We start from the raw sequence: 11,177 nt of genomic DNA, 5'->3' as shown, positions 1-11,177 counted from the left end.
TTTGACGCTGGTGCCGCCGATCGCGCCGGCGCGGAGGACGCGCCTGCCGCAGCCCCGGCGCCCGGCGCCGAGCAGCCCGCAGCGCCGCCTGCGGACAAGCCGGCTGCGCCCGCCGAAAAGCCCGCTGAGGTGCCGGCCGAGGCGCCTGCGCCGCCGCCGGCAGGGCAGGTCGCTCCATCGGCGGAGAAACCTGCGACGCCTCCGGTGGAGCCGCCCGCGACGTCCGCCGAGAAACCTGCGGCCACAGCCGACAAGCCGGCGGATGACGCGCGCGAGAGCGACACCCGCGAGGCGATGTGCCTGATGATCGAATCGGCGGCGCGGGCCAACGATCTACCGCTCGAATTCTTCGCGCGCGTGATCTGGCAGGAGAGCCGCTTCCAGGCCGATGCGATCGGTCCGATCACCCGCAACGGCCAGCGTGCGCAGGGCATCGCGCAGTTCATGCCGGGCACCGCAAACGAGCGCGGGGTGCTCGATCCGTTCAATCCCGTCCAGGCGCTGCCGAAGTCGGCCGAATTTTTGAGCGAGCTGCGCAACCAGTTCGGCAATCTCGGCCTTGCAGCGGCCGCCTATAACGCCGGTCCGCGCCGGATCCAGGACTGGCTCGCCGGCACCGGCTATATGCCGCAGGAGACGCGCAACTATGTCTCGGCGATCACCGGCTCCAGCGTCGACGACTGGGCTGCCGCCGCTCGTAACAACGGCAAGATGCGGGCGCGTCCGCCGACCAAGAGTTGCCGCGAGCTGATGGCGCTGTTGAAGCGTGCGCCCAACCCGTTCGTGGCCGGGCTCGAGCAGCACATCACGCTGTCGGCGGCCAAGGTGTGGGGCGTACAGCTCGCCGCCGGCTTCAGCCGCGACAAGGCGCTTGCGATGTATGCCCGCGCCATGAAGCGGCTGTCCGCGGTGATCGGCGATCAGGATCCGAGCCTGCTCGGCTCGCGGCTGCGCAGCCGCGGCAGCGCGACGTTCTACCAGGTGCGCATCGGCGCCGACACTCGCCCCGAGGCCGACGGCCTGTGCAACCGCATCCGCAAGGCGGGCGGAGCATGCTTCGTGCTGAAGAACCGGGCGTGAGGCACGGACCTCTCCACGTCATTGCGAGGAGCGAAGCGACGAAGCAATCCATCTGTCCGTGCAAGCAGAGCAATGGATTGCTTCGCTCCGCTCGCAATAACGAGTGGGGTTATCGCCGCTGCATACCCGCCCTGTGCAGCCGCTTGCTTGACCCGTTGAGCACCGCGCCCTAAGCCGCCGCCATTGCAAAACCATCCGGTTCACCGTGGCGCTTCCTCCGCTCGATTCCCCGCAATGGCAGACCTCGTTCCGCGCCTTCCTGTGGGGCGCGCGGTCGATCGGCGCGACCGTGCTGACGCTGGTGCTGTTTGCCACCTATCTCGGGATCGGCGCGCTGGCGCATGATAGCGGCTTCTCGTTGGGCTGGACCCTGGCGAGCACGGCGTTCGTCTGGGCGGGGCCCGCGCAGATCATCGTGATCACGACGCTCGGCTCCGGCGCCACCGTGCTGCAATCGGCGATCGCGGTCACCGTGAGTGCGATCAGGCTGTTTCCGATGGTGGTCTCGGTGTTGCCGCTGATGCGCACCGAACAGACCAAGCGGCGGCATCTGATCCTGGTGGCGCATCTTACCGCCGTGACGTTGTGGGTCGAATGCTACCGCTTCCTGCCGCAGGTGCCGCGCAACCGCCGGATCGCCTTCATCCATGGGCTCGGCTTGGGGCTGGTCTCGGTTTGCCTGATCGCGAACACGATCGGCTATATGCTCGCCGCCAACCTCACGCCGCTGCTCGCCGCCGGCATGCTGATGCTGACACCGCTCGCCTTCCTGTTCTCGACCGCGCGCAACTGCCGCGAGTTCGCCGACGTCATCGCGCTGGTGCTTGGGCTATTGCTGTTCCCGCTGGCCGCGCTGCTCAACAGCGGCGTCGACATCCTGGTCAGCGGCGTCGTCGCGGGAACCATCGCCTATGGCGTGCATCGCGCGCGGGCCGGCACGGTGAGGGCGCGGGCATGAGCACCTTCATCGGCGACTGGCACGCGCTTGCGATCCTGTTCGTGGCGGGCGTCATCCCCAATCAGATCTGGCGTATGCTCGGCCTCTGGTTCGGCGGCGGCATCGACGAGAACTCTGAACTGCTGGTCTGGGTGAGGGCGGTCGCCACCGCGATCCTCGCCGGGATCATCGCGCAGATCGTGGTGCAGCCGCCGGGCGCGCTCGCCGGCGTGCCGGACTGGCTGCGTTACGGCGCCGTCGCCGCCGGCTTCGTCGCGTTCATGCTGGCGCGAAAATCGATCTTCGCCGGCGTGATCGTCGGCGAAGTCGTGATGATCGCGGGCAAATACTGGCTCGGCTGATTGCGGCCACCGCATTATCCGCTAGTCTCGTTTCCCAAGAACAAGACAACGGGGAAACGGCATGCAGCGGCGCGTATCATCGCACTTCATTGTTGCTCTGACGGTGTTGCTGGTGGCGGCGCTGCCGGCGCGCGCCGCAGACTATCCGATGCGTCCGATCAAGCTGGTGGTGCCCTATGCCGCAGGCGGACCGACCGACGTGCTCGGCCGCCTCGTCGGCGAATATCTCGGGCGCGATCTCAAGCAGGTGGTCGTGGTCGAGAACAAGGCCGGCGCGCAGGGCGCGATCGGCGCCGAGGCGGTGGCGCGCTCCGATCCCGACGGCTACACGCTGTTCGTGACGGCCGCCTCGATCTTCGTGCTCAATCCGCTGCTCTACAAGAAGCTGCCCTACGATCCCGCCAGGGATTTCCGCCTGCTGTCGGTCATCACCGATGCGCCGATGATCATGGAGGTGAATCCTTCGGTGCCTGCGAAGACGGTGGCGGAGTTCGTCGCCTACGCCAAGAAGAATCCCGGCAAGCTCAATTTCGGATCGGCCGGCACCGGCGGCACGGTTCATCTCGCCGGCGAGATGTTCAAGCAGATGGCCGGCGTCGAGATGACCCACGTGCCCTACAAGGGCGCCGGACCCGCGCTGCAGGATTTGCTGTCCGGCAACATCCAGTTGATGTTCGATACGCTCGGCACCGCGCTGCCGCCGGTCAAGTCCGGCATGTTGCGTGCACTCGGCGTCAGCTCCACCGCGCGCATCCCGGATTTACCTGACCTTCCGACGATCGCCGAGAGCGGCTATCCCGATTATGCGGTCAGCGTCTGGTATGGTATTGCAGCGCCGTCGAAGGTGCCTGACGAGATCGCCGGCAAGATCAAGGCGAGCCTCGACCGGGCCTTGAACGACGAGGCGTTCCGCGCTTCGCTGGTCAAGATCGGTTTCCCGCCGCTGCGTGCGAAGAGCCAGGCCGAGATCGACAAGTTCGTGGATGCCGATCGCGCGCGATGGGCTGATGTAGTCAAGGCGCTGAACATATCGCTGGATTGAGACATGGTACGTGAAATGGAATTGCGCCAGGGCGAGGTCGCCGTCGACATGCCGGCGGCGCGCGATGCCTGGCTGGTCTTCATCGGCCGCATCCGTACGCCCTGGACCTCGCGGCTGGCGACGCCGCGGCAAGGGCGGCATGACGGCCCGGTGTGCCGGCTCGAGATCTTCGAGCCCTGGGTCGCCGCCATCAAGGGCGTCGATTTCTACAGCAATCTCGAAGTGCTGTACTGGCTGCACCAGTCCCGCCGCGACATCGTGCTGCAAAGCCCGAAGAACAACGGCAGCACCCGCGGTACCTTCTCGTTGCGCTCGCCGGTGCGGCCCAATCCGATCGGGACCTCGATCGTCAAACTGGTCGGCGTCGAGGGCAACGTCATCCTGGTGCGCGGCCTCGACTGCCTCGACGAGACGCCGCTGATCGACGTCAAGCCCGATCGCTGCGAGTTCACCCCGCTGGCTCCGCCGCAGGCCGGGGATTTCGAGACGGAGTGAAGTCTCACCGCGGTCATTCCGGGCTCGCGCTACGCGCGCCCGGGAATAACGGGCAGTGAAGGTTACTTCAACGCTGCGATCAGCTTCGCCGCGTGCGCCTCCAGCACCTTGCCGTCTTCCTTGTGGCTCGCGGGCGGCAGCAGCGCGACGCCGTTCTTGCGCGGCATCACATGCATGTGGAGGTGGAACACGACCTGGCCGCCGGCGGGCTCGTTGAATTGCTGCACCGTGATGCCGTCGGCTTCAAAGGCCTTCATTCCGGCGGCCGCGATCTTGTGGGCGGCACGCGCGACATGGGCGAAATCATCAGGCGTGATGTCGAGGATGTTGCGGGCAGCGGCCTTCGGGATCACAAGCGTGTGTCCGGGCGAGCGCGGCATGATGTCGAGGAACGCCAGCACGTGCTCGTTCTCATAGACCTTGTAGGACGGAAACTCGCCGCGCAGGATTTTTGCGAAGGGGTTGTTGTTGTCGTAGGCGGGCATGGCGGCGGCTCCTCAATTTTATTGCGCTAATGTCTAGGTCGCGGCCGAAACGTCAAGCGTCGTCGTCGACCGTCTTGCGGAACGGGCCGGCCTCGGCGAGCTCGCGGCCGACCTCGGCGACATAGTCGCGCTCGCGCTTGAGGTAGTCGGCGATCGCGCGGCGCAGCCCGGGATCGGCGATGAAGTGCGCCGAGTGGGTGGTCTGCGGCAGGTAGCCGCGCGCCAGCTTGTGTTCGCCCTGTGCGCCGGCCTCCACCACCTTGAGCCCGCGCTGAACCGCGAAATCGATCGCCTGGTAGTAGCAGACCTCGAAATGCAGGAACGGGTGGTGTTCGATCGCACCCCAGTTGCGGCCGAACAGCGTGTCCGAGCCGATGAAGTTGATTGCGCCGGCGATCCAGCGGCCGTTGCGCTTGGCCATCACAAGCAACACGTCGCGGGCCATGCTCTCGCCGATCAGCGAGAAGAATTCGCGGGTCAGATACGGCCGGCCCCATTTGCGCGAGCCGGTCTCCATGTAGAACTCGAAGAACGCGTCCCAGGCGTCCTCGGTGATGTCGGGGCCGGTCAGCCAGTGGATCGTGATCCCGGCGGCAAGCGCCTCGCGACGTTCGCGCTTGATGCCCTTGCGGTGACGGGAGTTCAGCGATCCCAGGAAATCGTCGAAGGTCTTGTAGCCTTCATTGTGCCAGTGGAACTGCTGGTCGGTCCGCAGCAGGAAGCCGTGTGCGCCGAGGAATTTTGCTTCGTCCTCGCGGGCGAACGTCACGTGGACGGAAGAGGCCTCGGTGGCATCGCAGAGCGCCCGCAGGCCCCGCGCCAAGGCGGAGCCGATCACCTCGCGGTCGACGCCGTCACGGATCAGGAGCCGCGGCCCGGTCGCGGGCGTAAAGGGGACGGAGACCTGCAGCTTCGGATAGTAGCTGCCGCCGGCACGGTGATAGGCCTCGGCCCAACCACGATCGAATACGTATTCGCCCTGCGAGTGCGATTTCAGATAGCAGGGCACGACACCGACGATCCGGCCATCGAGTTTCGCCACCAGATGCCGCGGTCCCCAGCCGGTCCGCGGGCAGGCCGATTTGGAGGCTTCGGCAGCGGCGAAAAACGCGTGGGAAACGAACGGGTTATAGCTCGAACTTGCGGCGGTCTGGCAATCGCTTGCGGCGGCGGGCGAGGCCAGCGTGTCGAGGTTATGGATGCTGTCGGCGTCCGCCTTGGGATTGGCACAGGCGTCCCACTCGGCGGCCGGAATGCCGCCGATGTCAGCCACAGCCTCTAGGGTGATTTCAGACGACGCCATCGAAAGTGAAGACCGGTGCCTCGTTTGAGCATGATCTTTCCGGAACAGCTGGCTCCACTTCCGGATCATGCTCCGCATTCCGCCATCGCCGATGACGACCAACTCCCGACAACATCGTGCGTCGCAGCGACGAGTTCAAGACTGCCGGTGGCATGTCAGGTTCCCGGCACAAACCCCTCGAAGATCATCTGGTCGGCATAGCGGGCCGCACGCGCGCGCTGTTCCGCCGTCCGCACGGTCCACGCCAGCAGCGGGCAGCCGAACACATTGCGGGCGATCCAGGGCGCGGCGCCGGGAGCTGGTTGACCCAGAAGGCGACGAAATGCGGCTCGGTCCTGAAGCCGTGGCGCAGATACAGCATGCCGTCGCGCTGCGCCGGCGTCAGCTTGGTCCAGGAACTGTCGTCATAGGTGCGCTGGGCGGTGATGCCGCGCGGCAGGTTCGGCATGATCTCGCGCAATCCCAGCACCTGGTCGGGATCGAAGGACATGCCGACAACAGGGCCGGAATAGGACGACAGCACCTCGGCCATCCGCCGCAGCAGCCTGCGGTCGCCGTCGAAATGGCTCTTCACCTCGACCACCAGCGGCACGCGGCCGGCGACCAGCGCGCAGAGCTCCCCGAGCGTCATCATCTGCTCGGGGGTGCCCTTGAACTTCACAGCCTTCAGCTCGGCCGCGGTCTTGTTCGCCAACAGGCCTGAACCTTCGGTGAGGCGGCCGAGCGCATCGTCGTGATGCACCATGGCCTCGCCGTCGGCGGTGAGCTGGATGTCGCACTCGATCGCGAAGTTGCCCGATACCGCGGCATTGGCCGCGGCCGGCATGTTCTCGATGATACCGCGTGCGGCATCGTGCAGGCCGCGATGGGCGACCGGCCGTTTCGTCAGCCAATCAGGCGCGCGCATCGATCAGGCGACTTCGAACACGCCTTCGACCTCGACCGCGGCATCTGCGGGCAGCGAGGCGACACCGACGGTGGTGCGGGCGTGGCGGCCCTTGTCGCCGAACGCCGCGACCATCAGATCGGAGGCGCCGTTCAGCACCTTCGGGCCGTCGAAGAAGTCGGGCGCGGAGTTGATGAAGCCGCCCAATCGCACCACGCGCACGACCTTGTCGAGATCGCCGAGCGCGGCCTTGATCTGCGCCAGCAGGTTGATCGCGCAGCCCTGCGCCGCGGCGACGCCTTGCTCGAGCGTGACGCCGGCCCCCAGCTTGCCCTTGGCGATCAGCTTGCCTTCGGCGTTGAAACAGACCTGGCCGGAGATGAACAGCAGGTTTCCGCTGCGGACGAAGGGGACATAGTTCGCGACCGGGGAGGTCGGCTCGGGAAGTGTGATGCCCTGTGACGCCAGTTTCTGTTCGACGGTACCCGCCATTTTTTGTCCCCCAATTGGATTGCACGAAGCCTGAAACGCGGTCAGGGCCAAGTTTGTTTCGATTGTTTCGCGCATCGTGCCGCCGGTTGCAAGCGACGGTCACGTGAGGGCGTGGTGGCCGCGACGTGCGGAATTGCAGGGAGAACTGCCGAAAACCACGGCAATTTCGCCGCCGACATTGCAATTTTGTCAGACTTGCCCCAGTTGCGGCGCAATACCACCGTCACTATTGTGCCGAATCCCTGCCTCCTCGAGGACAAACCATGATCTTGCCGTTCCGGAATCCGTCGCGTGCCCTGGTGCTTACGATCGCCGTTGCCGCAGGATCCGCTCCGGTTCATGGGGCCGCCGCCGCGGCAAGCGGGCCGTTTCTCGCGCACCAGGCGCTGTACGATCTGAGCCTCGTGAAATCACGCGGCTCCAATTCGGTCAGCGATGCACGCGGGCGCATCCTGTACAATTTCTCCGGCAACTCCTGCGAAGGCTACACCTCGGAATTCCGCCAGGTGTCGGAGCTCGACAGCGGTGAGGGCAAGGTGACGCTGTCCGACCTGCGCTCCTCGTCCTGGGAGGACGCGTCGGGCAAGAGCTACCGCTTCAAGATCGACACGCGGATGAACGACAGTGCATCCTCGCCGGTCGACGGCATCGCCGAGCGGGTCGGCGATCATATCACCGTGAAGCTGACCCAGCCGGTGAAGAAGACATTCAATATCGACGGCAAGATCGTGTTCCCGACCGAGCAGATCCAGCACATCATCGCCGCGGCCCGTGACGGCAAATCGGTGCTGGAACAGACCGTCTATGACGGCTCCGACAATGGCGAGAAGATCTACAACACGCTGACCGTGATCGGCCGGCCGATCGCGGGCGACCGCGCGCCGTCGTCGCCCGATCCGTCGACCGCGAGCGATGCGATGAAGACCATGACGCGCTGGCCGGTGACGGTGAGCTATTATGACAGCGACGCGCGGGCCAAGGATGGCGAGCAGACGCCGGTCTACGCGATGTCGTTCGAGCTCTACGAGAACGGTGTCTCCCGCGCGCTGGTGCTGGACTACAACGATTTCGTGATCTCCGGCGCGCTGGACAAGTTCGACGTCAGGGATTCCAAGCCCTGCAAGTGAGCGGCTGGCTGTAGCCACACATTCAGTGTCGTCCCGGGCAAGCGGAGCGCGACCCGGGACCCATAACCACCGCGTTGAGTTATTAAGGGGGCTGTGGCTCCAGCGTCGCGCAATAATCACCTTCGGTGGTTATGGGTCCCTGCTTTCGCAGGGACGACAGCGGAGCAAAAAATCCCCCGCGAGACTGCTCTGGCCGGAACCATCCGACACGAGTACGCTTCCCGATACATTCGTGTCAGGGAGGCACATCATGAGCAAGCGCGACCACCTTCGTCCCAGCGGCCTGCATCACAATCCGGCTTACTCCCACGTCGTCGTCGCCTCTGGCGCGCGCACGATCTACATTTCGGGTCAGGTGTCCACGGACGAGGAGGGGCGGGTGGTCGGTGCCGGCGATCTCGCCGCGCAGACCACGCAGGTGATGCAGAACCTCGGCATGGCGCTGAAGGCCGCCGGTGCGAGCTATTCCAACATCGTCAAGATCACGACCTTCGTGGTCGGCTACAAGCCGGAGCTCCGCCCGATCATCGGCAAGGCGCGCTCGGCGTTCTTCGAGGGCATGGAGCCGCCGGCCTCTACGCTCGTCGGCGTCACCGCGCTCGCAGCGCCGGAATGGCTGATCGAGATCGAGGCTGTTGCGGTTACGGATTGAGGGAAGACGCTCTCCGTCATTGCGAGCGCAGCTAAGCAATCCATACCTCCGCGCGTGCGGAGCGATGGATCGCTTCGTCGCTGCGCTCCTCGCGATGACGGAGTTCGCGTCGCGGTCGAGCCCCGGACTATTCCGGCTTTCCCGGCCCCTCATAGGCAATGCCCCGGATCACGGCGGCGTTGCCGAATTTCTTGCGCAGATTGTCCATCGCGCGTTCGGCGTGCGCCGAGCGGCGGTCGAGCATGTCGGAATCATTGGCCTGCGCGCCCGGGCGCAGCGCGCTGACGCCGGCGCCCATCAGGCGGAACGCGGTGCCATCGATCTCCCTGGCCAGCATCTCGCGCGTCACCGCAAAGATCTTTGCGGCCAATTGGGTCGGGGTCTGGATCGATTGCGATCGGGTGCGCTGGCGGAAGTCCGCGGTCTTCAGCTTCAGCGTGATGGTGCAGCCAGAGAGGTCGCTGCTCTTCAGCCGCGCCGAGGTCTTCTCCGACAGCTTCCAGAGCAGTTTTTCCAGCGTTGCGAGATCGCGGATATCGGTCTCGAAAGTGGTTTCGCTCGAGATCGTCTTGGCGCCGCGATCGGGCACCACGCTGCGGTCGTCGATGCCGCGCGCCAGCCGCCACAGCCTGCGGCCTTCGCTCGCGAACTGCTTCATCAACTCGTTCTCGTCGGCGCGCTGCAAATCGGCGATGACGCGGAAACCGCGCTGCACGAGCTTCTCCTGGGTCGCCGGGCCAACGCCATAAATGAAGCCGACCGGTTTGCCGGCCAGCATCTCGCGTGCCTCGTCCTGGTCGAGCGCGGCAAAGCCCCTCGGCTTGTCGAGATCGGAGGCGATCTTGGCGAGGAACTTGTTGCAGGACAGCCCGACTGACACCGTGATGCCGATGTCGCGCTCGACCTCGCGGGCGAATTTGGCGAGCACCTTGGCAGGGATCATGCCGTGGACGCGCTGCGTGCCGGAGAGATCGAGGAACGCCTCGTCGATCGACAGCGGCTCGACCAGCGGCGTCAGCGCCTGCATCGCCTGGCGCACCTCGCGGCCGACCCGGACATATTTCGCCATGTCGGGCGGAATCACGGTTGCGTCGGGGCAGAGTTCCCGCGCCTTGAACATCGGCATCGCCGAGCGGACACCGTAGGTGCGGGCGATGTAGCAGGCGGCCGACACGACGCCGCGTTTGCCGCCGCCGATGATGACAGGGCGGTCGGCGATCTCAGGATTGTCGCGTTTCTCGACGGTGGCGTAGAACGCGTCGCAATCGATATGCGCCAGCGCCAGCGCGGGCAGGGTGCGGTGACGTACCAGTCGCGGCGACCCGCAATGGCTGCATCGCTTCACCTTGATATCGAGATCGCCGAGGCAGTCTCGGCAGAAACTGAGGGGGCCGTCGGGAGCTGCCGCCGCCGTCGTCACGGCACGTCGCGCTCCCATCTCGGGTCGCCCAGCGCCTGGTGGGCGGCAGCGATGTTGGTCGGGTGCAGTTCGGAGGCGGCGGCGAACGCCTTCACGGTGGCGTCGTCGCGCATCACGAAATCGAGCACGCTCGCAAGAAATTGAGGATTGGACGCAGCGTTCCGCAGCGTCTCCGGACCGATTCCGGACTCAGCCAGGAACAAGCCCAGCCGTTCGGGATCGCCGGCAATGAAGCCGAGCGCCTGAATCGCAACGATTTCAGCAACTTCCCGGGGGTTGTGAACAGGCTTTTTCAACGCGCCGGTTTGCCTTTCCGTTAACTTATGGTCTCTATTGAGAAGCCCATCATGCCCGAGTCTTCCGCGTGTGTTCAAGCAACGGAAACCACGCTGCGGAAGTTGGATGTCGGGTTAACGGGTTAGAGCGATTCTGGCGCTAGTTTGAATTCACATTTTCGACGCGTCCCGAGCGCGGTGCGTGAGGTGCCGCAGCCGGGCGCGTCTCCTGGGTTTGGGAGGGACGGGATGGCCAAAACCGTCCTGATCGTGGAGGACAATGAGCTCAACATGAAGCTCTTTCGCGATCTGTTGGAAGCGCATGGCTATCAGACTTCGGGCACCAGCAATGGCTTCGAAGCGCTTGATCTCGTCCGCAAGCTGCGCCCCGATCTCATTTTGATGGATATTCAGCTACCCCAGGTTTCCGGCCTCGAGGTCACGCGCTGGATCAAGGACGATCCCGATCTGCGTGCGATTCCGGTGGTCGCGGTCACCGCCTTCGCCATGAAGGGCGACGAAGAACGCATCCGCGAGGGCGGCTGCGAAGCCTATTTGTCCAAGCCGATCTCGGTCGGCAAATTTATTGAGACTGTCCGACGCTTTATCGGATAGGGGAGT

At 65.2% G+C, this 11,177-nt stretch carries 13 protein-coding genes and 1 pseudogene; 8 read left to right on the top strand and 6 right to left on the bottom strand.

Going from position 1 to position 11,177, the window contains the following annotated elements:
• The first annotated feature begins 129 nt into the window (after positions 1–129).
• The 5 genes from ALC15_RS12585 (at position 130) to tsaA (ending at position 3,916) form a co-directional block, all read left to right on the top strand.
• Positions 130–1,080: a lytic transglycosylase domain-containing protein gene (locus ALC15_RS12585; RefSeq protein WP_050627493.1), complete on the top strand. Its 951-nt coding sequence runs from the start codon at positions 130–132 to the stop codon at positions 1,078–1,080.
• Between the two features lie 205 nt (positions 1,081–1,285).
• Positions 1,286–2,038 (top strand): AzlC family ABC transporter permease, encoded by a 753-nt coding sequence (locus tag ALC15_RS12580; protein ID WP_050627473.1) that lies wholly within the window; start codon positions 1,286–1,288, stop codon positions 2,036–2,038.
• Positions 2,035–2,379, top strand: a complete 345-nt coding sequence (locus ALC15_RS12575; protein WP_050627472.1) for an AzlD domain-containing protein — start codon at positions 2,035–2,037, stop codon at positions 2,377–2,379. The genes ALC15_RS12580 and ALC15_RS12575 overlap by 4 nt, the downstream gene beginning before the upstream one ends.
• A 61-nt stretch (positions 2,380–2,440) precedes the next feature.
• Positions 2,441–3,421: a Bug family tripartite tricarboxylate transporter substrate binding protein gene (locus tag ALC15_RS12570; RefSeq protein WP_063781809.1), complete on the top strand. Its 981-nt coding sequence runs from the start codon at positions 2,441–2,443 to the stop codon at positions 3,419–3,421.
• A 3-nt stretch (positions 3,422–3,424) separates the two neighbouring features.
• Complete coding sequence (tsaA, locus tag ALC15_RS12565) at positions 3,425–3,916, top strand: tRNA (N6-threonylcarbamoyladenosine(37)-N6)-methyltransferase TrmO (RefSeq protein ID WP_050627471.1); 492 nt, start codon at positions 3,425–3,427, stop codon at positions 3,914–3,916.
• A 62-nt stretch (positions 3,917–3,978) separates the two neighbouring features.
• Here tsaA and ALC15_RS12560 read toward each other — a convergent pair whose 3' ends face one another.
• The 4 genes and pseudogenes from ALC15_RS12560 to ALC15_RS12545 all read right to left on the bottom strand — a co-directional run bounded on the left by ALC15_RS12560 (position 3,979) and on the right by ALC15_RS12545 (position 7,082).
• Positions 3,979–4,401: an HIT family protein gene (locus ALC15_RS12560; protein WP_050627470.1), complete on the bottom strand. Its 423-nt coding sequence runs from the start codon at positions 4,399–4,401 to the stop codon at positions 3,979–3,981.
• A 52-nt stretch (positions 4,402–4,453) separates the two neighbouring features.
• A complete protein-coding gene (locus ALC15_RS12555) occupies positions 4,454–5,704 on the bottom strand; it encodes a GNAT family N-acetyltransferase (RefSeq protein WP_050627469.1) in 1,251 nt (416 codons plus the stop codon).
• 155 nt (positions 5,705–5,859) lie between these two features.
• A pseudogene (locus ALC15_RS12550) lies at positions 5,860–6,611 on the bottom strand (glycerophosphodiester phosphodiesterase).
• 3 nt (positions 6,612–6,614) lie between these two features.
• Entirely contained in the window at positions 6,615–7,082 is a 468-nt protein-coding gene (locus tag ALC15_RS12545) for a RidA family protein (protein ID WP_050425560.1), read from the bottom strand.
• A 263-nt stretch (positions 7,083–7,345) separates the two neighbouring features.
• On the opposite strand from ALC15_RS12545, the gene ALC15_RS12540 reads away from it, so the two are divergent.
• Together ALC15_RS12540 and ALC15_RS12535 are read left to right on the top strand one after the other, a co-directional pair.
• On the top strand, positions 7,346–8,209 hold the full coding sequence (locus ALC15_RS12540; RefSeq protein WP_050627468.1) for a cell envelope integrity EipB family protein: 864 nt from the start codon (positions 7,346–7,348) through the stop codon (positions 8,207–8,209).
• A 250-nt stretch (positions 8,210–8,459) separates the two neighbouring features.
• Positions 8,460–8,861, top strand: coding sequence for a RidA family protein (locus tag ALC15_RS12535; protein ID WP_050627467.1), 402 nt, complete (start codon positions 8,460–8,462; stop codon positions 8,859–8,861).
• Positions 8,862–8,988: 127 nt separating this feature from the next.
• Here ALC15_RS12535 and ALC15_RS12530 read toward each other — a convergent pair whose 3' ends face one another.
• The gene (locus ALC15_RS12530) at positions 8,989–10,299 is read right to left on the bottom strand and encodes a DNA polymerase IV (RefSeq protein WP_094193846.1); all 1,311 of its coding nucleotides are present in this window, start codon (positions 10,297–10,299) and stop codon (positions 8,989–8,991) included.
• The gene (locus ALC15_RS12525) at positions 10,278–10,577 is read right to left on the bottom strand and encodes a DUF3572 domain-containing protein (protein WP_050627466.1); all 300 of its coding nucleotides are present in this window, start codon (positions 10,575–10,577) and stop codon (positions 10,278–10,280) included. The genes ALC15_RS12530 and ALC15_RS12525 overlap by 22 nt, the downstream gene beginning before the upstream one ends.
• A 228-nt stretch (positions 10,578–10,805) precedes the next feature.
• Here ALC15_RS12525 and ALC15_RS12520 point away from each other — a divergent pair, with 228 nt between their 5' ends.
• Positions 10,806–11,171: a response regulator gene (locus ALC15_RS12520; protein WP_028336390.1), complete on the top strand. Its 366-nt coding sequence runs from the start codon at positions 10,806–10,808 to the stop codon at positions 11,169–11,171.
• The last annotated feature ends 6 nt before the right edge of the window (positions 11,172–11,177 follow it).

The organism is Bradyrhizobium viridifuturi, from assembly GCF_001238275.1.
GTDB lineage: Bacteria > Pseudomonadota > Alphaproteobacteria > Rhizobiales > Xanthobacteraceae > Bradyrhizobium > Bradyrhizobium viridifuturi.
Note: the sequence above shows the minus strand (reverse complement) of the source record. Positions and strands in the feature narration are given on the sequence as shown.